At 58.2% G+C, this 23,431-nt stretch carries 20 protein-coding genes; 10 read left to right on the top strand and 10 right to left on the bottom strand.

Features of this window, described 5'->3' with window-relative positions; genetic code table 11:
- Positions 1–13 precede the first annotated feature (13 nt).
- Genes FIU93_RS24790 through FIU93_RS24780 form a run of 3 tightly spaced genes read left to right on the top strand, consistent with a single transcriptional unit; the run spans position 14 to position 2,879 of the window.
- The gene (locus tag FIU93_RS24790; protein WP_023000237.1) at positions 14–853 is read left to right on the top strand and encodes a carbohydrate ABC transporter permease; all 840 of its coding nucleotides are present in this window, start codon (positions 14–16) and stop codon (positions 851–853) included.
- On the top strand, positions 850–1,884 hold the full coding sequence (locus FIU93_RS24785; protein ID WP_152507062.1) for a Gfo/Idh/MocA family oxidoreductase: 1,035 nt from the start codon (positions 850–852) through the stop codon (positions 1,882–1,884). The genes FIU93_RS24790 and FIU93_RS24785 overlap by 4 nt, the downstream gene beginning before the upstream one ends.
- On the top strand, positions 1,881–2,879 hold the full coding sequence (locus tag FIU93_RS24780) for an ABC transporter ATP-binding protein (protein ID WP_152507061.1): 999 nt from the start codon (positions 1,881–1,883) through the stop codon (positions 2,877–2,879). Before FIU93_RS24785 ends, FIU93_RS24780 begins: the two co-directional genes overlap by 4 nt.
- 316 nt (positions 2,880–3,195) lie before the next feature.
- Here FIU93_RS24780 and FIU93_RS24775 read toward each other — a convergent pair whose 3' ends face one another.
- The 3 genes from FIU93_RS24775 to yghU form a co-directional block, all read right to left on the bottom strand.
- Positions 3,196–4,629, bottom strand: a complete 1,434-nt coding sequence (locus FIU93_RS24775) for an NAD(P)(+) transhydrogenase (Re/Si-specific) subunit beta (protein WP_023000234.1) — start codon at positions 4,627–4,629, stop codon at positions 3,196–3,198.
- Positions 4,630–4,641: 12 nt separating this feature from the next.
- Positions 4,642–6,225: a Re/Si-specific NAD(P)(+) transhydrogenase subunit alpha gene (locus FIU93_RS24770; RefSeq protein ID WP_152507060.1), complete on the bottom strand. Its 1,584-nt coding sequence runs from the start codon at positions 6,223–6,225 to the stop codon at positions 4,642–4,644.
- Positions 6,226–6,621: 396 nt separating this feature from the next.
- On the bottom strand, positions 6,622–7,491 hold the full coding sequence (gene yghU / locus FIU93_RS24765; protein WP_062489222.1) for a glutathione-dependent disulfide-bond oxidoreductase: 870 nt from the start codon (positions 7,489–7,491) through the stop codon (positions 6,622–6,624).
- Positions 7,492–7,933: 442 nt separating this feature from the next.
- On the opposite strand from yghU, the gene FIU93_RS24760 reads away from it, so the two are divergent.
- Together FIU93_RS24760 and FIU93_RS24755 are read left to right on the top strand one after the other, a co-directional pair.
- A complete protein-coding gene (locus tag FIU93_RS24760; protein ID WP_152507059.1) occupies positions 7,934–9,334 on the top strand; it encodes a selenium-binding protein SBP56-related protein in 1,401 nt (466 codons plus the stop codon).
- Between the two features lie 78 nt (positions 9,335–9,412).
- Entirely contained in the window at positions 9,413–9,997 is a 585-nt protein-coding gene (locus FIU93_RS24755) for a hypothetical protein (RefSeq protein WP_286202451.1), read from the top strand.
- Positions 9,998–10,005: 8 nt separating this feature from the next.
- Here the strand turns inward: FIU93_RS24755 and FIU93_RS24750 are convergent, their stop codons facing one another.
- The gene (locus FIU93_RS24750; RefSeq protein WP_152507057.1) at positions 10,006–11,265 is read right to left on the bottom strand and encodes a Xaa-Pro peptidase family protein; all 1,260 of its coding nucleotides are present in this window, start codon (positions 11,263–11,265) and stop codon (positions 10,006–10,008) included.
- 95 nt (positions 11,266–11,360) lie between these two features.
- On the opposite strand from FIU93_RS24750, the gene FIU93_RS24745 reads away from it, so the two are divergent.
- Entirely contained in the window at positions 11,361–12,248 is an 888-nt protein-coding gene (locus FIU93_RS24745; RefSeq protein WP_152507056.1) for a LysR family transcriptional regulator, read from the top strand.
- Positions 12,249–12,252: 4 nt separating this feature from the next.
- On the opposite strand, the gene FIU93_RS24740 is transcribed toward FIU93_RS24745, so the two are convergent.
- The 4 genes from FIU93_RS24740 to FIU93_RS24725 form a co-directional block, all read right to left on the bottom strand.
- The gene (locus FIU93_RS24740) at positions 12,253–12,684 is read right to left on the bottom strand and encodes a universal stress protein (RefSeq protein WP_023000227.1); all 432 of its coding nucleotides are present in this window, start codon (positions 12,682–12,684) and stop codon (positions 12,253–12,255) included.
- Positions 12,681–15,317, bottom strand: a complete 2,637-nt coding sequence (locus FIU93_RS24735; RefSeq protein WP_062491755.1) for a TRAP transporter permease — start codon at positions 15,315–15,317, stop codon at positions 12,681–12,683. The genes FIU93_RS24740 and FIU93_RS24735 overlap by 4 nt, the downstream gene beginning before the upstream one ends.
- A gap of 184 nt (positions 15,318–15,501) precedes the next feature.
- Positions 15,502–16,470 (bottom strand): TAXI family TRAP transporter solute-binding subunit, encoded by a 969-nt coding sequence (locus FIU93_RS24730; RefSeq protein ID WP_023000225.1) that lies wholly within the window; start codon positions 16,468–16,470, stop codon positions 15,502–15,504.
- Positions 16,471–16,522: 52 nt separating this feature from the next.
- The gene (locus FIU93_RS24725) at positions 16,523–17,392 is read right to left on the bottom strand and encodes a MurR/RpiR family transcriptional regulator (RefSeq protein ID WP_055659167.1); all 870 of its coding nucleotides are present in this window, start codon (positions 17,390–17,392) and stop codon (positions 16,523–16,525) included.
- 313 nt (positions 17,393–17,705) lie between these two features.
- Here FIU93_RS24725 and FIU93_RS24720 point away from each other — a divergent pair, with 313 nt between their 5' ends.
- On the top strand, positions 17,706–18,596 hold the full coding sequence (locus tag FIU93_RS24720; RefSeq protein WP_077290300.1) for an alpha/beta hydrolase: 891 nt from the start codon (positions 17,706–17,708) through the stop codon (positions 18,594–18,596).
- A gap of 89 nt (positions 18,597–18,685) precedes the next feature.
- Here the strand turns inward: FIU93_RS24720 and egtD are convergent, their stop codons facing one another.
- On the bottom strand, positions 18,686–19,648 hold the full coding sequence (gene egtD, locus FIU93_RS24715; RefSeq protein WP_286202383.1) for an L-histidine N(alpha)-methyltransferase: 963 nt from the start codon (positions 19,646–19,648) through the stop codon (positions 18,686–18,688).
- Positions 19,648–20,913, bottom strand: a complete 1,266-nt coding sequence (gene egtB, locus FIU93_RS24710; RefSeq protein ID WP_152507054.1) for an ergothioneine biosynthesis protein EgtB — start codon at positions 20,911–20,913, stop codon at positions 19,648–19,650. Before egtB ends, egtD begins: the two co-directional genes overlap by 1 nt.
- A 541-nt stretch (positions 20,914–21,454) precedes the next feature.
- On the opposite strand from egtB, the gene FIU93_RS24705 reads away from it, so the two are divergent.
- The 3 genes from FIU93_RS24705 (at position 21,455) to dapA (ending at position 23,395) form a co-directional block, all read left to right on the top strand.
- Positions 21,455–22,033 (top strand): TetR/AcrR family transcriptional regulator, encoded by a 579-nt coding sequence (locus FIU93_RS24705; RefSeq protein ID WP_152507053.1) that lies wholly within the window; start codon positions 21,455–21,457, stop codon positions 22,031–22,033.
- A 55-nt stretch (positions 22,034–22,088) separates the two neighbouring features.
- Positions 22,089–22,373, top strand: coding sequence for a YciI family protein (locus FIU93_RS24700; protein ID WP_152507052.1), 285 nt, complete (start codon positions 22,089–22,091; stop codon positions 22,371–22,373).
- 143 nt (positions 22,374–22,516) lie between these two features.
- Positions 22,517–23,395, top strand: a complete 879-nt coding sequence (dapA, locus tag FIU93_RS24695; RefSeq protein ID WP_152507051.1) for a 4-hydroxy-tetrahydrodipicolinate synthase — start codon at positions 22,517–22,519, stop codon at positions 23,393–23,395.
- Positions 23,396–23,431: the final 36 nt, after the last annotated feature.

Below are 23,431 nucleotides of genomic sequence, written 5' to 3'. Positions count from 1 at the left end.
GGGAGGTCGTCACATGAACAAGGCGCGTACCAACCCGCTCAACACCGCCGCCATGCACGGCGCCCTGATCCTCTATACGCTGATCGCGCTGTTCCCGGTCTTCGTGATCCTGGTCAACAGCTTCAAGACCCGCAAGGCGATCTTCAGGGAACCGCTGGCACTGCCGGATGCCGAAAGCTTCTCGATGATCGGCTACCAGACGGTCATGAAGCAGGGGGATTTTTTCCTCTACTTCCAGAATTCCATGATCGTCACTGTGGTGTCCTTGACCTTCATCTTGCTGTTCGGGGCAATGGCGGCCTTCGCCCTGAGCGAATACCGCTTCAAGGGCAACATGCTGATGGGCCTTTATCTGGCACTCGGCATCATGATCCCGATCCGGATCGGCACCGTGGCCATACTGGAAATGATGGTTGCCACCGGTCTGGTCAACTCGCTGATGGCGCTGATCCTGGTCTATACGGCGCAGGGGCTGCCGCTGGCTGTCTTTATCCTGAGCGAGTTCATGCGGCAGGTGTCAGACGATCTGAAGAACGCCGGACGTATCGACGGGCTCTCGGAATACACGATCTTCTTCCGCCTTGTGCTGCCGCTCGTGCGTCCGGCGATGGCGACAGTTGCCGTCTTCAACATGATCCCGATCTGGAATGATCTGTGGTTCCCGCTGATCCTGGCGCCTGCTGAAGAAACCAAGACCCTGACCCTGGGCAGTCAGGTGTTCATCGGCCAGTTCGTTACCGACTGGAACGCGGTCCTGTCCGCGCTTTCGATGGCGATCCTGCCGGTGCTCGTCCTTTACGTCATCTTCTCACGCCAGCTCATTCGCGGCATCACCTCGGGAGCTGTCAAATGATCCGGGTTCTGATCGTCGGCCTTGGCAACATGGGACTTTCCCACGCCCTGGCTCACCACAAGCATGCGGACGCCGAGATCGTCGGTCTCGTCAACCGTTCCGGACGGGTGACCCATCCGGATCTTGCGGGCTATCCGGTGTTCACGGATTACGCGCAGGGACTGGACACGACCAAACCGGACCTGGTGGTGATCTCCACCTATTCCGATACCCATGCAGATTATGCGGTTGCGGCGATGCAGGCAGGCGCTCATGTATTTGTCGAAAAACCGTTGGCGACAACCGTGGCCGATGCAAAGCGGGTGGTTGCTTGCGCCGGGGAAACCGGCCGCAAACTCGCGGTCGGCTATATCCTGCGGCATCATCCGTCCTGGGTACGGCTGATTGAGGAGGCGCGGGGGCTCGGCGGACCATATGTCTTCCGCATGAACCTCAATCAGCAGAGCTCGGGAGCGGAGTGGGAAACCCACAAGGCCCTGATGCAGACGACTGCTCCCATCGTCGATTGCGGTGTGCATTATGTCGATGTCTGGTGCCAGATTACCGACGCCGAACCCGTGAAGGTGCACGGCATGGGGCTGCGGCTTTCCGACGAAATCGGCCCGGATATGTACAACTACGGCCAGTTTCAGGTCTTCTTCGACGATGGCTCGGTCGGCTGGTACGAAGCCGGGTGGGGGCCGATGATGTCCGAGACCGCCTTCTTCGTGAAGGATGTCGTTTCGACCGCAGGCTCCGTTTCGATAGTCGAGGACGACAAGGGCGCATCGGCCGATGTTGACGGCCACACCAGGGTCGGCGGGCTTCTGGTCCATCGCCCGGAAGGTGACCGGCGCATCGATCTGCCGGGTGAACCCGGCCATCAGGAACTTTGCGACGCCGAGCAGGCTTTCATGCTTCGTGCGATTTCGGAAAACATCGATCTCAACCGGCACATGCTGGATGCCGTCCGGTCGCTGGCAATTTGCCTTGCCGCCGACGAGAGCATCCGCACCGGTCACTCAGTCATGCTAAAGGAGCTAACGCCATGACGGCGCTAACCCTGACCAACGTCAACAAGTCGTTCGGCAACGTCCATGTCCTGAGGGACATCAATCTCGAAGTGGAAGACGGCGAGTTTGTCGTCTTCGTCGGACCGTCAGGGTGTGGCAAGTCCACCTTGTTGCGGGTCATCGCAGGTCTTGAAGACGTCTCCTCCGGCGAGGTCAGTATCGGCGGGGAGATCGTGAACACGACGCCGCCGTCCAAACGCGGCATTGCCATGGTGTTCCAGAGCTACGCGCTTTATCCGCATTTGAACGTGCGCAACAACATGACACTGGCGCTCAAGCAGGAAAAGCAGAGCAAGCAGGTGATCGACCAGCGCGTTGCCGAGGCGACCCGCATGCTGAACCTGGAGGACTATCTCGACCGCTATCCGTCGGAACTCTCCGGTGGCCAGCGCCAGCGTGTCGCGATCGGCCGGGCCATCGTGCGCCATCCGAAACTGTTTCTGTTCGACGAACCGCTGTCGAACCTTGATGCAGCGCTGCGCATGAACACAAGGCTGGAGATCGCCAACCTGCATCAGCAACTCAAGACCTCGATGATCTATGTGACCCACGACCAGTCCGAAGCCATGACGCTGGCCGACAAGATCGTGGTTCTGCGCGCTGGCCGCGTCGAGCAGATCGGCAGCCCGATGGAGCTTTACAACAATCCGGTCAACCAGTTCGTGGCAGGGTTCCTCGGGTCTCCGGCCATGAATTTCATGCCCGCAAGCCTGGTCAGTGAAGGCGATGCCCGCACGTTGGGAGTGCGCCCGGAAGACCTGTTCCTGAGCGACCAGGGGCAACTGAAAGCGTCTGTGCAGCATGTGGAACAGCTCGGCGGCGACACCAACGTGATCGCGAAGGTGCAAGACCAGCAGATCACTGCACGCCTCTTCGGCCAGCACGAGATCAAGCCGGGTGCTGAGTTGAGGTTCGGCATCGCGGAAGGCAAGTCGTTCTATTTCGACAAGGACGGCGCCCGGCTGCGCGGATAGGGCACTTCTTTTAGAAACAACACTAAGGCCACCTGGTGATATTCAGGTGGCCTTTGTTTTTTGGGGCCGTCATTCCGGACAAGTAAGGCGAAGCCGAACGCCGATCCGGAATCCAGATATATTCGTGCCAACGGCACACCGAACCGGAATTGAAAGAGCGACGATGTTCGCTGCGCTCACGCTGATATCTGGGTTCCGGAGCGGAGCGCAACTTGTGTTGCGCTTGTCCGGAATGACGGTGGAGGGGCGTGGCTCTGCCATCAAAAAAGCCGCCCCGGTCTCCCGGGACGGCTTCTCGATATCTCGTCACTCAGACTTAGCCGATCTGGGTCAGCAGCTTGTCGAGGCTGGCCTTGGCGTCGCCGTAGAACATGCGCGTGTTCTCCTTGTAGAACAGCGGGTTCTCGATGCCGGAGTAACCGGTGCCCTGGCCGCGCTTGGAAACGAAGACCTGCTTCGCTTTCCAGACTTCCAGAACCGGCATGCCGGCGATAGGCGAGTTCGGGTCTTCCTGGGCAGCCGGATTGACGATGTCGTTGGAACCAATGACGATCACGACATCCGTTGACGGGAAGTCCTCGTTGATCTCGTCCATTTCCAGAACGATGTCATACGGCACCTTGGCTTCGGCCAGGAGCACGTTCATGTGGCCGGGAAGACGACCTGCGACCGGGTGGATCGCGAAACGCACTTCCTTGCCCTTGGAGCGCAGGCGCTTGGTCAGTTCGCTGACCGACTGCTGTGCCTGGGCAACTGCCATGCCATAGCCCGGAACGATGATGACGCTGTCGGCATCTTCAAGCGCCGCAACAACACCATCGCTGTCGATGGCGATCTGTTCGCCTTCCACTTCCATGGCCGGACCGGTGGTGTTGCCGAAGCCGCCGAGGATAACGGAGACGAACGAGCGGTTCATCGCCTTGCACATGATGTAGGACAGGATCGCACCGGAAGACCCGACGAGCGCGCCGACGACGATCAGCAGATCGTTGCCGAGCGAGAAGCCGATGGCGGCCGCGGCCCAGCCCGAATAGGAGTTCAGCATCGACACCACAACAGGCATGTCGGCGCCGCCGATGCCCATGATCAGGTGGTAACCGATGAAGAACGCCAGCAGCGTCATCAGTACCAGCGTCCAGATGCCGGCCCCGTTCAGGAACATCAGCAACAAGATGACGCTGAGTGCGGCCGCACCTGCGTTCAGCATGTGGCCACCAGGCAGTTTTTCCGCCTTGGAGGTCAGCTTGCCGGCCAGCTTGCCGAAAGCGACGACAGAGCCGGTGAAGGTGACGGCACCGATGAAGACGCCAAGGAACACTTCAACCTTCAGGATCGACTGTTCGATCGGGGTCTTGTGCGCCAGGATAGCGGCGAAGCCCTCAAGCGCATTGCGCTCTTCCTCGCCCATCGCCAGCACGTTGCCGAGCTCGATATAGGCATTGTAGCCGACGAACACGGCGGCCAGACCCACGAGCGAGTGCATGGCGGCGACCAGCTGGGGCATTTCGGTCATCTGGACGCGCTGCGCCACGAAATAACCGATGATGCCGCCAGCAGCGATCAGGATGAGGGACAGGAGCCACAGGCCGGAGCCCGGACCGATCAGGGTGGCAACAACGGCCAGTCCCATGCCAGCGATACCGTACCAGATGGCGCGCTTGGCGCTTTCCTGGCCGGAAAGGCCTCCCAGAGACAGGATGAACAGAACAGCCGCAACAACGTAAACGGCGGTCGTGAAACCGAATTCCATCTGCCGGCCTCCTTAGGATTTCTGGAACATGGCGAGCATGCGCCGGGTGACGAGGAAACCGCCGAAGATGTTGATCCCGGCCATGAAGACGGACAAGCCTGCCAGCAGGATGACCAGGAACGATCCGGATCCGATCTGCATCAGCGCGCCGAGAATGATGATCGACGAAATGGCGTTGGTGACAGCCATCAGCGGCGTGTGCAGCGAGTGACTGACGTTCCAGATCACCTGGAAACCGACGAATACCGAGAGCACGAAAACGATGAAATGCTGCATGAAGCTGGCCGGGGCGATGAGGCCCACCAGCAGCAGAAGCAGGCCACCGACCGCCAGCAGGGTCACCTGCTGCTTGGTCTGCGCCTTGAAGGCGGCAGTTTCCTGCGCACGCTTTTCTTCCGCCGTCAGTTCCTTCGGCTTTTCCTTCGATTTCGCCGCGATTGCCTGCACCTTGGGAGGCGGCGGCGGGAAGGTGATCTCGCCTTCATGGGTCACGGTCGCGCCACGGATGACGTCGTCTTCCATGTTGTGAACGATCTGACCATCCTTCTCGGGCGTCAGGTCGGTCAGCATATGGCGGATGTTGGTGGCATAAAGCGTGGACGATTGAGCGGCCATGCGCGAGGGGAAGTCGGTATAGCCGATGATCGTGACACCATTCTCGGTGACGACCTTCTCGTCCTTGACCGTTCCTTCCGCGTTGCCGCCGCGTTCGGCGGCAAGATCGACGATGACCGAGCCCGGCTTCATGGCCTTGACCATGTCTTCCAGCCACAGCTTCGGTGCATCCCTGTTCGGGATCAGTGCCGTGGTGATGACAATGTCCATCTCCGGAGCCAGTTCCCGGAATTTTGCAAGCTGGGCTTCGCGGAACTCTGGTGAGGAAACGCTGGCATAACCGCCGGTCGCAGCGCCATCCTGCTGTTCTTCTTCAAAATCCAGATAAACGAATTCAGCGCCCATCGATTCGACCTGCTCGGCCACTTCCGGGCGCACGTCGAATGCATAGGTGATCGCGCCGAGCGACGTAGATGTGCCGATGGCCGCAAGACCCGCGACGCCTGCTCCCACGACCAAGACTTTCGCAGGCGGTACCTTGCCCGCAGCAGTGATCTGGCCGGTGAAGAAGCGGCCGAAATTGTTGCCCGCCTCGATAACGGCGCGATATCCGGCGATGTTGGCCATGGAGCTGAGAGCATCCATCTTCTGGGCACGCGAGATACGCGGCACCATCTCCATGGCAATGACGCTGGCGCCCGATTCCTTCGCCTTTTCCAGCCCGTCGGTGTTCCCACCCGGGTTGAAGAAGGAAATCAGGGTCTTGTCCTTTGTCAGATAGTCCAATTCCTTGTCATCGGGCTGCCGGACCTTGGTTACGATGTCCGATTTCTTCCAAAGACTTGCGGCAGTCTTGACGATTTCAACGCCGGCTTCTTCATAAGCCTGGTCGGAAAATCCGGCGGCGGTCCCGGCTCCGCTTTGCACAAGGCAGGAGAAGCCAAGCTTCTGCAGCTGCTTTGCGGATTCGGGTGTCATCGCCACACGGTTCTCCCCGGGGAAGGTTTCCTTTGGTGTGCCGATCTTTAGGGCTTCTGGCATACGTCTCTCCAGCAAGTGTCGAGGAATTGGCCTCAGGTAAGGGCAAGTTGGCCGGATTGGCTAACAAACTCCCCCCGTGCGTCCTGTCCCTCACAAACGTGCTGCGAATTTAGAAACGAAAATATTACTTATGACAAGGTGTCTTGCGATTGAATTTGGAGGGTATTACCGCACTGCACAGTGAGAGCAGCGCGATATAAATTTCACGGGATTTACAAAATAGGGGTATCGGAAACTGTGGGCGAGGGCATTCGGCAGTCGGAATACTCAAATAGGGCCCGGAATTAGTAAATTTTCCCGGCCCTATACACACATCAAGGCAAAATGACCAAAGACTGGTCGTGCGTAAAACCCCGGCAGCGGTTCCTGGGGAAAGAGCCGCTGCCGGACGAAAATTTATTCTGCAGCAGGGTCCAGAGCGGCTTTTGCGTCCAGATCCGCGGCATCATGACGCTCCGGAAGCTGCTCGTGATCTTCTCCCCAGGTCCGGTTCACCTTGCGCCCGCGAACAACCGCCGGGCGAGCATCGATCTTCTGGGCCCAGGCCAGGAGATTCTTGTATTCGTGAACGGAGAGGAATTCCGCCGCGTCATAGGCGCGGCCAAGAACCATTCCGCCATACCAGGGGAAGATCGCCATGTCGGCGATGGTGTAGTCGTCACCGGCGATGTAAGGGCGATCAGCCAGCGCCTTGTCGAGGACGTCAAGCTGACGCTTGGCTTCCATTGCGAAGCGATCGATGGGGTATTGGTACTTTTCCGGCGCATAGGCGTAGAAATGGCCGAAGCCGCCGCCAAGATAAGGGGCGGATCCCATCTGCCAGAACAGCCAGTTCAGCGTTTCGGTGCGTTTCGCCGGATCCTTGGGCAGGAATTCACCGAATTTCTCGGCCAGATACAGCAGAATGGAACCGGATTCGAACACGCGCGTCGGGGTTTCGGTCGAGTGGTCGACAAGGGCCGGGATCTTGGAATTGGGATTGGCTTCCACGAAACCACTGGAGAATTGATCGCCTTCGTTGATCTTGATCAGCCAGGCATCATATTCAGCGCCCTTGTGACCGAGTGCGAGCAACTCCTCGAGCATCACCGTCACCTTGACGCCGTTCGGGGTCGCCAGAGAATAAAGCTGAAGCGGATGCTTGCCGACAGGCCGGTCCTTTTCGTGGGTTGAACCGGAAATCGGCCGATTGATATTGGCGAACTGGCCGCCGCTCGGCTGTTCCCAGGTCCAGACTTTGGGCGGGGTGTAGGTCGGGTCACTCATGTGAAAGGGTCTCCGGAACGGGTCGGGCAGTAAAGGAAGGCGTGGATCGGAGCCAAGGTTGGTTCGATCCATCGCAATCTTACGATTAAATAGGCGGCAATGGCAGGATTGCCTAGGGTCGATTTTTGTTCTGAGGCAAATTATTGCGCAAAATCGGACATGGTTGAAACCGGGTCGCGATAAGTTCCCGTTTCGAGGTTTTCTGTTCTTTCTTCTTCATCAAAGTTAGGATGCGTTTTCGCCATCGACCCCTGATCGTATTTCAGGCATTGTACTAAAGTCGCATTTGGAAATGCCAATGGTCGGCACCGTGATCATTGGCGCGGCCCGGCTGCAAAATGCAGCACAAGCAGCATAGGAGACGAATTCGGGAGGTCGGTAACAACAAGAAAAGGAATGCGGACATCCCGTCTTGAATGTCATCACGTTTAGGGAGGACGACATGAATTTAAGGCCCGATCCGAGTTTTTATCCGACGCCGCGCATGGCTATGGAAGCGCCGGTTGAGAAGCTGGCTTTCATCTTGATGCTCAGTCCAGATTTCTCTCAACCCGATGGTCTGGCTGTCGTCAATGTCGATCCGCAAAGTCCTGACTACGGCAAGATCGTGCATACCGTCTTCATGCCGAACAAGGGAGACGAATTCCACCATTTCGGGTGGAACGCCTGTTCCTCGGCGCTGTCGCCACTGACAGGACACGCCTTTCTCGAGCGCCGTTACCTGATCATCCCGGGCATCCGGTCGTCGCGCATCTACGTCATTGACGTGAAAGAGCCGCTTCAAGCGAAAATTCACAAGATCATCGAACCGGAAGAAGTCTTCGCCAAGACAGGCTATTCCCGCCCGCACACCATTCATTGCGGGCCGGAAGGCATCTATGTCTCGACCCTTGGGGGAGGCGGTGCGGATGGCACCGACGGGCCTCCGGGCATCTTCATCATGGACTGCGAGACCTTCGACATTCTCGGCCGATATGAAATGGATCGTGGCATCCAGGACAAACACTATGATTTCTGGTGGAACCTGCCGCGCGACTACATGGTGTCGTCGGAGTGGGGACTGCCGCCGCAGTTCGAGAACGGTCTCGTTGCAGAAGACCTTCTGTCCAATAAATACGGCCACAGCCTTCATTTCTGGGATCTGCGCGGGCGAAAGAACATCCAGACCATCGATCTGGGCGAAAACCACCAGATGGCGCTCGAGGTTCGCCCTGCCCACGATCCCGCCAAACAATACGGCTTTTGTGGCGTTGTCGTCGACACAACCAACCTGCAAGGGGCGATCTTCACCTGGTGGCGCAAGGACGATGGCACGTTTGAAGCCAGGAAGACCATCACCATCGACCCGCAGCCGGCCGATCCCGCAGACCTGCCTGAAATGCTGAAGGGGTTTTCCGCAGTTCCACCGCTGGTGACCGACATCGACCTGAGTCTCGATGACAAATATCTCTATGTCGCATGCTGGGGCACCGGTGAAATGCATCAGTATGATGTCTCCGACCCAATGAACCCGACGCTCGCCGGCAAGGTCGAGATCGGCGGGATCGTGAAGAAGACGAAACACCCGAACGGCAAGGACTTCGGTTACGGACCGCAAATGGTCGAAATCAGCCGGGATGGTCAGCGCGTCTATTGGACCAACTCGCTCTATTCCACCTGGGACGAACAGTTCTATCCGGGCGAGCGCGGCGCCGCGATGGTGATGGCTCGTGTTGGAGCGGGTGGCGGACTGACGCTCGATCCGGATTTCTGGGTCGAATTCCCGGCAGGCTACAGGTCGCACCAGATCCGGCTTGAAGGCGGGGACTGCTCTACCGACAGTTTCTGCTTCCCGTCGGTCTAGGTTTTGGAAGAGGCAAGTTTGTCGGCTCTCTGGTGGGCCGTCATTGCGTCTGGTCTCTATCACGGCGTGAACCCGGGCATGGGTTGGCCGCTGGCGGTGTCTGCTGCCTTGATGGAACAACGCGCGTTGGCCCTGCCGCGTGCGTTGTTGCTGCTGGCGGTCGGGCATCTGGCGGCAATGCTGGTTATTCTCTTGCCTTTTTCGGCAATGATCACGCTGGTTTCCCTGGAACGGGAAATCCGCATTGGCGCCGCCTGTCTGGTGATCGGCATGGGGCTGTACCTGCTGATCGCTGATCGCCATCCGCGCTTTCTGGCCCGTATTTCACCGGCGAAGCTTGGCCTCTGGTCCTTTCTGGTGGCGATTGCCCATGGGGCAGGGCTCATGCTGGTGCCGATCTACCTGGGCATCTGCGCAATGGAGCAGGAGGCAGGCCACGCGGCGGCCGGAACACTCATGGGGGCAGATTTCAGGATGGCGTTGCTCGTGGCCGCGGTCCACACGCTCGCCATGGCGCTTGCCGGTGGCCTGCTGGCCATCGGCGTCTATTTCTGGCTGGGCCTGCGGTTCCTGCAAAAGGCGTGGTTCAACCTGGACAGGGTCTGGGCAACCAGCCTCGTTTTCGTCGGTTTGTTTGCCCTTGTCCTGGCGCTCCGGAGCTGAGCTGCTCATCAGGTCAGCAGATGTGCCTCGAACGGAAACATCGACAGTGTCTCGATGCCGGTTTCGGTGATCAGGACCTGCTGCTCCAGCTTGACGCCTTCCTTGGCACCATCCTCGCCAATGTAGCTTTCGACACAAAGTGTCATGCCCGGTTCCACAACACCGTCATAACCGGCGTCCGGAAAGTCGCCATGGTGATAGAGATAGGGGTATTCGCCGGTCATGCCGCAGCCATGGGCAGACAGGTAGTAGCGGTTGGCATAGTAGCGGTCGGGGATGTTCCACGCCCGGTCGGCATATTCCCGGAAGCTCATTCCGGGCTTCAGAATGCCCATGTTGTAGTGAACCTGTTCGTAGGCGACCTTGTAAAGTTCGCGCTGGGTGTCCGTCGGCCGGTCCGGACCGGAGTGGAAGGTGCGTGAAAAGTCGGCATAATAACCATGGCAGCCGACAACATCCGTATCGAGGGCTATCAGCTCGTTCGCGCCGATGACGTTGTCAGATGTTTCCTGGAACCATGGATTGGTGCGCGCGCCAGCATTCAGCAGCCTCGTTTCGACATAGTCGCCGTTCTGCGCGATGATCGACTTGTGCAGCACTGACCAGAGTTCGGCTTCGGTAAGCCCCGGGCGAATTGCTTCACGCAGCTTGCCGACGCCTGTTTCCGTCGCGCGCAACGAAGCAATCACGCATTTCATTTCTTCCGGCGATTTGATCGCGCGCGCCATCTCCACGGGTTGCTGCGCGTCGACCACGTTGAGCCCGGCTTCTTTCAGCGCGATGGCCGTTCCTGCATTAAGCCGTTCCAGCCCCACCGTGGCGTCCTTCAAGCCTGTCAGCTCATGAATGGTATCGGCCATCTCCGCCGCCCAGGCGCGTTCGCGCTCTGCAATATGAGGACCGGCAGCGACGAAGCTCGCGGTTTTAGAGGGGCGGACCTCATCGACGGTTTCATAGCCCTCTCCAAGATGAAGACAGCCGGTGAACTCGAAAAGAATGGAGCGGTTCTGGGTCAGCAGCAGGTAGCGCGACGGGGCATTGCGCATGGAAAAAACCTGCATGTTCCGCGTGCCGGTCGCATAGCGGATGTTGACCGGGTCGGAGAGGATTACCGCATCAACATCATATTCGGCCATCTTCTGCCGCACACGCTGCTGCCGGTATGTGCGCACGGCCACCAGATCGATCCCTTCCACCGCGGGTGCGCGGTCAAGCTGCGCCAGTCCCTGAAGGTCGCTGCGCTCCGCGTGCCAGTCCAGTTCCGCCATTTGTCATCGTCTCCAGTTCAATTGAATGGAATATCGGGCGAGCTTCGATTCTTTAAAAGACTGGAAAAAATCGGGTCATTGGATAACCTTCAGTAATGCAAGCCTATCGAAAATCACTTCCGCCGCTCGACACGTTGGTCTTCTTTGAAGCCGCCATGCGTCATTTGAACTTTACAGAGGCTGCCGAAGAACTCTTCGTGACCCAGGCCGCCGTTTCCAAACGCATTCGGCAGCTCGAAGACTGGCTGGGTGTCGACCTGTTTGAGCGGTCCGGCCGCAGGCTTCTGCCGACAGAAGCAGGAACATATCTTGCCGAGAAGACCGGCATGACGCTGGATTATCTGACGCAGGCGCTGAGTGCGCTGAAAGTGCCGGAGAGGCCTGTCGTGCGGATTGCGTCTGTGACGGCACTTGCTGCCTTCTGGCTCCAGCCTAGGCTCAAGGAATTTGCACTGTCAGACGAAGCCTGCCTGTTCAATCTGGCAACAGCAGACGATCTGGGAGACCTGCTCAAACCAGAGCACGACCTTGTCATCCTGCACGGGGACGGCCGGTTTCCGGGCTGGCAGTCGGAATTGTTGTTTCAGGAGGTCCTGACACCTGTCGGAATGCCGGAGATTATTGACGCCCTGCGGTCAGGAGGTGGTGGGCAACAGCCGGCGCTTCTCAACTACCCGCGTCTTGCTCCGAACTGGATCGATTGGACAGGCTGGATCCAGCGGACAGGGAGATTGGATCTGAAAGATTGGCCTGTTCAGTCATGTGCAAGCTACAATCAGTCTATAGGGCGAGCCTTGAAGGGGCTCGGCATTGCGCTTGGCGCCTTGCCATTGTTGCGGGAAGAGATTTCTTCGGGAAGGCTCGTGCCGCTGGAAGGCGCTACGCTCAAGACAGGAATGGGCTATTACATCGCCTGGCCGAACATGCGGCCGCTCGGCACAGAGGCCGAGCGATTGAAATCCGCGCTGTTGGAAGCCGGCTGAGGCGTCAGTTCCTCACCACATAGACCGAACATTTCGAGTGACGGACGACCCGAGCTGCATTTGGTCCGAGCAGGAATTCGCTCAGATGCGGCTGGTGGGCGCCAATGACAATGAGGTCTGCCCCGGTCTTTTTCGCGACTTCCAGGATTTCCTCGTAAATGGAGCCGGTGGCGACCAGATGCCGGATTTCGCTGTTCCTTTCCGCTCCGAGGACGCTTGAGACCTTCTCGACCAGCTTTTTCTGGGTTTCCGCCACCATCTGACCCTGGAAGTTCTCGTCGAAATAGGAAGCGACAAGATTGATGCCGGCGCTCGGGACGACCGTGATCACATCGAGCTGGGCACCGTCCAGACGGGCGAGCTTGTCGGCCGTTTCCAGAACCTTGGTGTCGTCGACCTGCTGGACGTCGACGGCGCACAAGATGGATTTCGTCATGCCGCTACTCCTTCTTCACGGTTGGTCCGGCCTGCGCGGGCGCGCTGGAGCATGAAGACAAGGGCCAGAAGCAGAAGCCCCGGGATATAGATCAGCTCCTTCGGCAACTGATCCGCCTCGAGGCGAGCTTCTTTAACGACCACGGGTTCGTCGCCGTAGAAGTCGAACGTTCCGAGCTGTTCGAAGTAGGGCGTCCCCGGGAAGGGTTCCTCCAGCTTCAGAACACCGTCTTCTTCGAGGGTCGTCAGGCCAAGCGCCTGCAATCTGGCTTCGCCCCCGTCTTCGCTTCCGGGCGTGATCGCAATGCGCGTTTCCATCGTGTTGCCGGTGTCGAAATCCGGACCACTCAGCACCAGGCGGATCTCGCTGCCTGCAGGTGCATCGCCAACTGCCTGGACGAAACGGTCCGGCGAGACGATCTCGAACGGAGGCTGGATCCGGTTCATGAAGAAATCCGGACGGAACAGCACGAAGGCGACCAGCACCAGGGCAACACTCTCGTAGATCCTGTTCTTGGTCAGGAAATAGCCCATGGTGCCTGCGGTAAACACAAGGATGGCAATCGTCGCCATGATGAAGACGAGTATGCCCTGGGTCACCGTGACGTCGATCAGGAGAAGATCGGTGTTGAAGATGAAGACGAAGGGCAGAGCGACCGTCCGCAGAGAATAGAAGAATGCCGTGAACCCGGTCTTTATGGCATCGCCTCCTGACACCGCCGCCGCGGCAAAGGAGGCTAGACCTACGGGTGGCGTTACGTCCGCCATGATGCCGAAATAGAAGACGAACAGGTGCACGGCAATGAGCGGAACTATCAGTCCGGATTGCGCACCGAGTTCGACCACGACCCCGGCCATCAGTGAAGACACCACGATGTAGTTGGCCGTTGTCGGCAGACCCATGCCAAGTATCAGCGACAGGACGCCAACGAAGACCAGCATCAGCACCAGATTGCCACCGGATACGAACTCGACGAGATCTGCCATCACCTGGCCGATGCCGGTCAGGGTGACCGTGCCGACGATGATGCCGGCTGTTGCGGTCGCAAGGCCGATGCCGATCATGTTGCGGGCACCGTCGATCATGCCGTGGACGAGGTCGTTGACGCCCTCCTTGAAGGCTTCGACTGTCTCGTTCTCGCCCCGGAAGATCGCCTTGATCGGACGTTGGGTCAAAAGGATCGCGAAGAGCAGAGCCGTTGCCCAGAAGGCTGAAAGGCCCGGTGACTTCTGCTCGATCATCAGGAAGTAGACGAGCACGACGATCGGGAGCAGGTAGTAGAGACCAGCCTTGTAGATCTGCGAAATATCCGGAAGCGTGATCTCCTTGGCATTGGGGTCGTCCGGATGAAGGTCATCGACGCTGGCAGCCAGTTTCAACAGAGCGATATAGGCAAGGAAAACCAGTAGCGCGAGGATCCACGACGCGCCTTCCGGTACCAGGGCGACAATCCAGCCGACCGGGTATTGCACGCCATAGCAAAGAGCGGCAAAGGCCGCGAAAAACACGAACATGCCGATGATCGTGCGCAGGGTTGAAACGGTCTTGTGCCCGATGGTTGGCATGTTCCGCTTAACGGCTTCAAGGTGCACGATATAGACCAGCGCGATGTAGGAAATCACGGCCGGCAGAAAGGCGTGAGTGATCACGTCGACATAGGAAATGCCGACATATTCGACCATCAGAAAGGCGGCGGCGCCCATCACCGGCGGCATGATCTGGCCGTTCACGGATGATGCGACCTCGACCGATCCCGCTTGTTCAGAGGTAAAGCCGACGCGCTTCATCAGCGGAATGGTGAATGTGCCCGTGGTAACGACGTTTGCGATGGACGAGCCGGAGATGAGGCCGGTGGCTGCAGAGCCGACAACGGCTGCCTTGGCCGGGCCACCTTTCAGGTGACCGAGCGCGCCGAAGGCCATCTTGATGAAGTAGTTGCCCGCACCCGCCTTGTCCAGCAAGGCGCCAAAGAGCACGAACAGGAAGACGAACTTGGTGGAGACACCGAGCGCGATACCGAAAACACCCTCCGACGTGATCCACATGTGGCTCATCGCCTTTTGCAACGAAGCGCCCTTCCAGCGGATGACCTCCGGGACCCATTCTGAGGAGCCGAAGAAGACGTAGAGCAGGAATACGGTTGCGACGATGGCCATGGCCGGGCCGAGTGCCCGGCGCGCGGCTTCAAACAGGACCACGATACCGGCAAGGGCAAACCACTTGTCGGTGTCGTCGGCCAGACCGCCGTTGGCAACGATCTTGTCGTAGAAGAAGAAGCCGTAAAGCGAAATGAAGGCGCCGAAAAACGCCAGGGCCCAGTCCTGGATCGGGACTCGGTGTCTTGGACTGCTCGAAAGTGCAGGGTAGGCCATGAATGCCAGGAACATCGCAAACGCCAGATGCACCTGTCGGCTGTTGTTGATGATGTCCGACGGCAGGACGTAGTAGACGATGGGGGAGGCGAGCAGAACCTGGAAGCAGGACCAGATCAGGGCCACGGTGGCGATCATCATCCCGACGGACCCGGCAGGGTTCCTGGACCCGGAATCGGAGGAGGCGACGAGTTCCTGAAGTTCTTCTTCGGATAGTCCCTGTCGTTGGTCCCGTCCGTTCGGCTGGTTCTGTTCAGACATGAAGTTCCCCCGGTCTTCCGGCTGAAGCACAACATTGGCGTTGCGCTCGGCTGGCACCCGACAGCCACGCAGCCCGTGGCATCTGTTAATTCATTCAAGAAATGCCTTGGCCAAAATGTCGTTCAATGGGCCGCAGCAGAGAAACGGGCCCGGACATGGTCCGGACCCGAAATGTTGGCAAGGATTAGTTGATCCAGCCCTGTTCCTGGTAGTACTTCGCAGCACCCGGATGAAGCGGCGCGGACAGGCCGTCCTTCACCATTTCTTCCGGCTTCAGGTTGGCAAAGGCAGGATGCAGCTTCTTGAAGGCATCGAAGTTCTCGAACACTGACTTGACCAGCGTGTAAACGACTTCATCGTCCACCTTGGCGGACGTGATGAAGGTCGCGCCGACACCGAAGGTGGTGACGTCTTCGTCATTGCCGCGATACATGCCGCCCGGGATGGTGGCCTTGCGGTAGTAGCTGTTGTCTTCGATCAGCTTTCCGACAACCGGGCCGTCAACGTTCACGAGTTTGGAATCGCACGCCGTGGTCGCTTCCTGAATGGAACCGGACGGGTGGCCGACCGTGTAAACCATGGCATCGATCTGGTTGTCGCAGAGGGCGGCAGACTGTTCTGCAGCCTTCAGCTCGGTCGCCTGCGCGAAGTCATCCGTGGACCAGCCCATCGCTTCCATCAGAACTTCCATGGTGCCGCGCTGACCGGAACCCGGGTTGCCGATGTTGACCCGCTTGCCTTTCAGGTCCTCGAAGGACGTGACGCCGCTATCGGCGCGGGCAACGACGGTGAACGGCTCGGGGTGCACGGAGAAGACGGCTCGCAGGTCTTCGAACGGGCCTTTTTCCTCGAACTGCGAGGTGCCGTTGTAAGCGTGATACTGCCAATCGGACTGGGCAACACCAAACTCCAGTTCGCCTTCACGCACCGTGTTGATGTTGTAGACGGACCCGCCGGTGGATTCCACGGAGCAACGAATGCCATGGTCCTTGCGGCCCTTGTTGACGAGCCGGCAAATGGCTCCGCCGGTCGGATAGTAAACGCCAGTCACACCACCGGTGCCGATGGTGATGAATTGCTCTGCAGAGGCTGCGCCGGTGAATGCGATGCTGGTCGCCATGACGGCGCCCGCAAGGTTCAGTTTCATCATCATTTGACTTGGCTTCCCTTTGTTTGAATTCTTGTGTCCGGCATGGCGATCCACGCTAGACGTTTTCAAATTCGTCGAGCAGACGATTGTGTCTGTCGACCTCCTGGATCCGGGCTTCCGCCTCGGCTCCGGCCCGCGCAACCAGCATGCCTGTAATGGTTTCGATAAGCACAAGCGTGGCTGCGTAAGACGAAAAAAAGTGTGGACTTTCAGTGCGTTGTATGAAGTGGTAATTTGCGAATTGCAACCCTGGAAAGGCGTGGCTGTCGGTCAGGACGATCACCTGTGCACCATTTCCTGCCGCCACTTTTGCCGCGCGTACCGAACGGTGGGCATAAGGGTGCTTGGACAGGACGATGACCGTGTCGGCCGATGTAATGCCGGCAAGCGTACTGCCCAGAGTGGCACCATTGCGCCCGGCAACGACCCACCTGTCATCGAACCATTTGGCCAGATAGGCGAAATAGTCGGTAAAACCTGCTGAGGCGAGGGCGCCTATCAGGATGATCTTGCGGGACTGGCTGAGCCGGTCGACGGCAGCATCCAGAACGGCCGGGTCAATGTCGTCCACCAGTGCCTTGATGTTGTCGATGCAAGCGGAGACCTGGCGTGGCAGCAAAGGCAGGTCGGCATCCGAGCGCAGCTTCCTGGCCTTGTCCTGAAACGTGTCTCGCCCACGGTGGCTCAACTCGTTCCGGGCCTGTTCGCGCAACGCTTCGTAATCAGAAAAACCCAGTGCCCTTGCAAGTCGGGTGTAGCTCGCCGGCGAAACACCACTGGCCGATGCGACCGACCTCAGGCTGCGGGTGGCGATTTCCACCTGGTTTTCCGCAATGTAATCCGCTGCCGTACGCAATGCATCGCTCAGGTCGGCATAATTGGCCGAAATTGCGGTGCGAAGATGGGGCGGCGAAATGGTTTCCATCCGGTTACTGTTCCATTTGTTTTTTACATTGTCAATTTGTGAAACAAATGTTTCGCGTTGAAAACGATCCCTCCCTTTCTACCGGAAATCCCTACGGTTTTGCCCGTCCTGCCCGCACTCGCAAGGCAGTAAAATGTCCCTGTCCAAGTGGTTTGGCGCGGTGATGACGGTTCTCGCAACCTGCTCAAAACGTCACTGATAAAAATACACGCATAAATTGATTTTTGAAATTTTTATACACGTTAAGGTTTTGTTAATGATATAATCCATTGGGGGCATTGCGCTTTTCCTGTGACCATAAGGGGAGAGAGACATGACTGACTACACATCGAGAACTTTGGCCACATGTGCCCGGTCGGTGCTGTTGACACTTGCAATGGCAGCTCCGGCAATTGCCGGTGACTTCTTTGAAGTCGAGCCCGGGGTCGATCTCTATTACGAGGATCACGGATCGGGACTTCCGATCGTGTTTGTTCCCGGTTGGACCTTCACCACACAGGTTTTCGAACATCAGATCGAAGCCTTTGCGAAAGACCACCGGGTCATCACCTTCGATCCTCGAAGCCACGGCCGCTCGACGCTGACACTGGAAGGCAATAACTACGTTACCCAGGGGGCGGACCTTGCAAAGTTGCTTGATCATCTCAAGGTCGAAAAGCCGGTGCTGGTGGGGTGGTCATTCGGTTGCCTGACCACTTGGGAATTCATCAAGACAAGGTCTGTGGATGCTGCGTCCGCCCATATGTGCATCGATCTTTCGCCGACACCGCTAACCGGCAATGACGGCGACTGGGCTGAGGGAAGCGTCGCGGAAATTGCGGAACTTTACAGCGGCATTCAGTCAGCTGAAGGCCAACGCAACGTCATCAACTGGTATGCCGACGAGGTCATGATCGAACAGGACTACACGCCGGAACTGTCCCGCTGGATTGTTGACCAGTCGACCAAGTCGCCACCATTCGTGGCCGCGGCTTATCTGGCGGCTGGAAATTTCAGCAATTACCTGGAGACGGCCAAGGAGGTCGATGCGAAGCTGCCGTCGGCCTTCGTGATCGCCGATCACTGGTCCGACAGTGCCAAGGCCTACCTTGCCGTCCATACGCCCAACAGCTCGGTGCAGGCCTTTGGTGGCCATATGATGTTCTGGGAGTATCCGGACCGGTTCAACAGGGTGCTGGCCGGATTCATCGCACAGATCGAATAAGCTTCAGGCTGAACCTTTGAGTAAGTGGCGGGTGAGGCCTTGAAACTCTGCCTCACCCGCATCTGTTAGGTGGCCCAAGTCGAAGGGCTTTAGGCAGCCTGCAACGTATAGACCGAGAACCAGTTGTTCTCGTCGCTGTCGACGTCCGTGATCTGCCATCCGCCTTCGCTGGCGATGCCTTCGAACGCTTCCTCGCTGTATTTGTGCGAGTTTTCCGTGTGGATTGTCTCGCCCTTTGCGAATGCGACGGTTTCACCGGCGATGGAGACCTGCTGCTGAACCAGGCTTTCCAGGTGCATCTCGATACGGCTTTCGACCTCGTTCCAGATGGCTTTGTGTGCGAAGGCGGCGAGGTCGAAATCGCCATCCAGTTCCCTGTTGATCCGCTGCAAAAGGTTCTGGTTGAAGGCTGCTGTGATCCCGGCCGGATCGTCATAGGCTTCCTGCAGGACTTTTGCATCCTTTGGCCGGTCCACACCGATAACCAGGCTGGCCTCCGGCATGGCTGAGCGAATGTTCGCCAGGAGTGCCGCTGCCTCGGTCTTCTCGAAATTGCCGATCGTGGAACCGGGAAAGAAGATCAGCACTGGCAACTCGGGCAGCAACGGCAGTTGTCCGAAGGGCTGTGTGAAATCGGCAGCAACCGGGATTACCGCCAATGACGGGTATGCGCGGCGCACCCGTTCGGCGGCAGCTTTCAGGTGATTGGCCGAAATGTCGATCGGCATGTAGACGGACAGGTCCGGAAAGGCATTCAGCAACAGGTCTGTCTTGCGGCTGGACCCGCTGCCCAGTTCGACCATCGCTCCGCGTGCGCCCGGTAGACGGCGATATTTCCTGGCATTCTGGGCGAGGATCGAGATCTCCGTTCGGGTCGGGTAATAGGCATCCAGTTCGGTGATCGCTTCGAACAGATGTGACCCGACATCATCGTAGAGCCATTTGCTGCTGATCGCCTTCTGATCCTTGAGGAGACCGGAGAGGATGTCGTCGCGAAACATATCCGACTGGTTCTCGTCCGTTTGGTTCTCGGGAGAAACATGCTTGGTCATCATTGATCTCCCGCCAGCCTCAGGCCGAGCATCTGCCAGCGTTGGTGTGGATAGAAGAAGGTGCGGTACGACGACCGCAACTGTTCCTTCGGGGTCGCGCAGGACCCGCCGCGCAGCACCATCTGGTTGACCATGAACTTGCCATTGTATTCGCCAATGGCCCCCTCGGGTGGTCGAAAACCGGGGTAGGGGCTAAAAGCGCTGCTGGTCCATTGCCAGACATCACCCCAAAGGCCGGGCCTGCGGCCAACAGGCTGAAAGGCTCCGCTTTCCAGGAAATTGCCTTCGATCAGGGTCGGCTCTGCAGCGGCTTCCCACTCTGCTTCCGTGGGCAACCGGCGACCTGCCCAGCGGGCAAAGGCTTCCGCTTCGTAGTAACTGACGTGGACAACCGGTGCCGCAAGATCAACTGCTCGTGGTCCCTGCAAGGTATAGGTCCACCATTGACCGTCCTGCTGCCACCAGTAGAGGGGGCTGTCCCAACCGTTTTTCTCTCGCACGGCCCAGCCTTCCATCAGCCAGAGCGTTTGGGTTGAGTAACCACCATCTTCCATGAAGGCGATCCACTCGCCGTTTGTTACGGGACGATCCGCAAGACGATAGGGCTCCAGCCAGACCTTGTGACGTGGCCCTTCGCAGTCATACGCAAAGCCGGTCCCGTCGTGGCCGATTTCGAGAAGACCACCGTCGTAGGAAACCCATTCGGCGGTTTTAACCGCGCTGACCGGTGCCGGTTTTGGCTCGACATAGGCAGGCAGCAACGGATTGAAGGAAAACGCATGGAGGAGATCGGTGACCAGCAGTTCCTGATGCTGCATCTCATGATGACAGCCGAGGGTGATCAGCTCTTCAAGCTTGTCCTGTTCGAGCGAAAAGGCGTTTCGGGCAACTCCTTCACGCAGGGCGTCTTCGACATGTGAGCGGTAGTCAAGCACGTCGGCGGCGCTGGGTCGCGAAAGCAGGCCCCGTCTCGACCGGGTATGTCTCGGGCCGGCTTGTACGTAGTACGAATTGAAGAGCACGGCGAAACGATCATCGCGTGGCTGATAGCCAGGCAGCGAAGGCTTCAGGATGAATTCTTCGAAGAACCAAGTGGTATGTGCCATGTGCCACTTGGGTGGGCTGGCATCCTCCATGGATTGCAGCCCCATATCCTCCGGACTGAGGGGGGCGGCGAGAGCAAGTGTCTGTGCCCTGACCCGATCAAACAGGTCGGTAACGGCGGAAAGAGGCGCTTCATGCGTCCGCTCATCCAGCAATGTCATTTCAATCCCTCCACGCGGGAACCGGCTGCTGTGCCTCCAGCCGGACCTGTGTCTGCCACCAAGCGACTTCTAGGTAGGCAGCGAACGGGGCATTCCAATGTCGGAAATTGCACCGGTCCTGTGCACAAATGCGCGATCAAGGCACTTGATTGCGTATTGTTGATAAAAAGAAACATTGTTGAGATTGATCTTCAATCGGTTGGATCGGGTGCGGAAAGTCACCAAGTCGTTGAGAGTGATGGAAATTTTGCGTTTTGCCTTCCCGCAGATCAGGTGTGACCGTCGAAACCCATCCTAAAAAACAGCTACTGACAGGGTGTGTCAGGAGTTGCTGCAACCAGAGTTCACATTGATGTGAGGGAAGCGAAAATCGCTTCGCGTCAGCTTGAAATGACCCTTCGCAGCAGTGCCGCACTACCTGTCTCGGGCGGCCTCCGTGTTTTCCTGATGAACTTCACTTGACTTATTCGGACGGTCGTCCTAAATCGTCAATAGGTCACCTGTCCTAATGAATGATGCGGAAATACGAAGGGAGATGGATATGGTTGCGGCAGGCGAGACACGGCGCCAGATCGTGGATGCGGCGGACAGCCTTTTCTATGCCCAAGGTTTTACGCAGACGTCCTTCGCGGACATTGCCGCAGCGGTCAAAATCTCGCGCGGCAACTTCTATTATCATTTCAAGACCAAGGACGAGATCCTCGATGCCGTGATCGACAAGCGTTTGTCGGATCGAAAAGAGCTGCTCGCCAAATGGGACGAGACGGCGGATGAAGCACGGAAACGGATTGAATGTTTTATCCGGATCGTCATCGTCAACCAGACGAAGATCATGGCTTACGGCTGTCCCGTCGGTACGCTGACGACGGAGCTGGCAAAGATCGATCATCCCTCACGGGACAAGGCCAACGAGATCATGGCCCTGTTCGGCGACTGGCTTGAGTCACAGTTTAACGAACTCGGCTGCGGTGAGAATTCGCGGGACAATGCCATGCATGTCCTTGGCTGGAGCCAGGGTGTCGCGACACTCGCCCAGGCATTCAAGGACAAGGCCTATGTCGAGCGTGAAGTCTCGAAAATCTTGAGCTGGCTGGACGGTGTCATTGCCGGAATACAGTAGAACAAGATCCAGTAACTCGCCTTTGCCTTTCGTAAAACCCTACATGGAGAATGACATGTTTGTCGTGACACTCACCTTTGCTGATAAATCCCGGGCAGGCGAACTCATGGAGGGCCACAAGGCCTGGATCCAACGCGGGTTCGAGCAAGGATATTTCCTGATGGTCGGCAGCCTGCAGCCGAACCGCGGCGGCGGGATTCTTGCGCACGGCGCTAGCATGGAAAAACTTGAAGGATTTGTTGCCGAAGACCCTTTCGTTGCTGAAGGTGTCGTTACGGCCGAAATTCTGGAAATAACACCTGCGCGGTTCGATGATCGCCTGGAGTTTTTGGCTGCCTGATCGCGGATCATGATGCAGTAAGATGTTCATGAGGGACGGGGCAGGTTGCCAGTGACGGGTTTTTGGTGGCACATCGATCTGGAATGACTATCGATGGAGATGGGACCGTGCTTTCAGACAGCGCGGATCCGGGAGGACGCCAAATGCTCGAACTCAAGGGATCCATTCCCGCCCTTGTCACACCGTTCAGGGACGGAAGCGTTGACATCGAAGCGCTGGAACGTCTCGTTGAGTGGCACATTGCCCAGGGCAGCGACGGGCTGGTTGCTGTCGGGACGACGGGCGAAAGCCCGACTGTCTCCAAGATCGAGCATAAGGACGTCATCAAGCGGGTCGTCGATCTTGTGGCCGGCCGCATTCCGGTTGTTGCCGGGACTGGCTCCAACGCAACGGCGCAATCCCTCGACATGCTTCAGCACGCTGAAGCCGTTGGCGCAGATGCGGCGCTGGTCGTGACGCCCTATTACAACAAGCCCAACCAGGCAGGCCTGCTCAGCCACTACAAGGTTCTCCACGACAACAGCGCGATCCCGATCATCCTCTACAATATTCCGGGACGGTGTGTGATCGACATATTGCCGGAAACCATGGCCGAGATGGCACGCTGGCCGCGGATTATCGGCGTGAAGGATGCCACCGGCAGCATGGAGCGGGTCAGCAAGCAAAGGGCACTTTGCGGCAAGGCTTTCATGCAGTTCAGTGCAGAGGACGCCGCTGCACTGGGTTTCAACGCCCATGGCGGGCACGGGTGCATTTCAGTGACCGCCAACGTGGCTCCAGGCCTTTGTGCCGAGTTCCAGAGCGCATCACTTGCAGAAAACCTCGAACTTGCCCGGGAGTATCAGGACCGCCTGTTGCCGCTCCACTCCGCGATGTTCCTAGAGCCACCCGCAGCCTGCGCCAAATACGGCCTGTCCAGACTGGGGCTTTGCCGCGAAGATGTCCGCTTGCCGCTGACACCGGTGACTGAGGCAACCCGTCGCGAGATCGACAAAGCCATGGAAATCGCCGGTCTGCTCTAGAGCCTCTGCTCGTTCGCCGTACTCTCTGTGGCTGCA

The organism is Labrenzia sp. THAF35, assembly GCF_009363595.1.
Lineage (GTDB): Bacteria > Pseudomonadota > Alphaproteobacteria > Rhizobiales > Stappiaceae > Roseibium > Roseibium algicola.
The sequence above is the reverse complement of the archived record's forward strand: the minus strand, read 5'-3'. Positions and strand labels throughout refer to the sequence as shown.

Coding starts and splice junctions, on each gene's coding strand:
- dapA (WP_152507051.1), top strand. CDS start 22,517: ATGCTCGAACTCAAGGGATCCATTCCCGCCCTTGTCACACCGTTCAGG.
- FIU93_RS24775 (WP_023000234.1), bottom strand. CDS start 4,629: ATGGAATTCGGTTTCACGACCGCCGTTTACGTTGTTGCGGCTGTTCTG.
- FIU93_RS24790 (WP_023000237.1), top strand. CDS start 14: ATGAACAAGGCGCGTACCAACCCGCTCAACACCGCCGCCATGCACGGC.
- FIU93_RS24755 (WP_286202451.1), top strand. CDS start 9,413: ATGGGTTGGCCGCTGGCGGTGTCTGCTGCCTTGATGGAACAACGCGCG.
- FIU93_RS24735 (WP_062491755.1), bottom strand. CDS start 15,317: ATGTCTGAACAGAACCAGCCGAACGGACGGGACCAACGACAGGGACTA.
- FIU93_RS24760 (WP_152507059.1), top strand. CDS start 7,934: ATGAATTTAAGGCCCGATCCGAGTTTTTATCCGACGCCGCGCATGGCT.
- FIU93_RS24730 (WP_023000225.1), bottom strand. CDS start 16,470: ATGATGATGAAACTGAACCTTGCGGGCGCCGTCATGGCGACCAGCATC.
- egtB (WP_152507054.1), bottom strand. CDS start 20,913: ATGACATTGCTGGATGAGCGGACGCATGAAGCGCCTCTTTCCGCCGTT.
- FIU93_RS24770 (WP_152507060.1), bottom strand. CDS start 6,225: ATGCCAGAAGCCCTAAAGATCGGCACACCAAAGGAAACCTTCCCCGGG.
- FIU93_RS24750 (WP_152507057.1), bottom strand. CDS start 11,265: ATGGCGGAACTGGACTGGCACGCGGAGCGCAGCGACCTTCAGGGACTG.
- FIU93_RS24740 (WP_023000227.1), bottom strand. CDS start 12,684: ATGACGAAATCCATCTTGTGCGCCGTCGACGTCCAGCAGGTCGACGAC.
- yghU (WP_062489222.1), bottom strand. CDS start 7,491: ATGAGTGACCCGACCTACACCCCGCCCAAAGTCTGGACCTGGGAACAG.
- FIU93_RS24785 (WP_152507062.1), top strand. CDS start 850: ATGATCCGGGTTCTGATCGTCGGCCTTGGCAACATGGGACTTTCCCAC.
- FIU93_RS24705 (WP_152507053.1), top strand. CDS start 21,455: ATGGTTGCGGCAGGCGAGACACGGCGCCAGATCGTGGATGCGGCGGAC.
- FIU93_RS24700 (WP_152507052.1), top strand. CDS start 22,089: ATGTTTGTCGTGACACTCACCTTTGCTGATAAATCCCGGGCAGGCGAA.
- FIU93_RS24725 (WP_055659167.1), bottom strand. CDS start 17,392: ATGGAAACCATTTCGCCGCCCCATCTTCGCACCGCAATTTCGGCCAAT.
- egtD (WP_286202383.1), bottom strand. CDS start 19,648: ATGACCAAGCATGTTTCTCCCGAGAACCAAACGGACGAGAACCAGTCG.
- FIU93_RS24745 (WP_152507056.1), top strand. CDS start 11,361: ATGCAAGCCTATCGAAAATCACTTCCGCCGCTCGACACGTTGGTCTTC.
- FIU93_RS24720 (WP_077290300.1), top strand. CDS start 17,706: ATGACTGACTACACATCGAGAACTTTGGCCACATGTGCCCGGTCGGTG.
- FIU93_RS24780 (WP_152507061.1), top strand. CDS start 1,881: ATGACGGCGCTAACCCTGACCAACGTCAACAAGTCGTTCGGCAACGTC.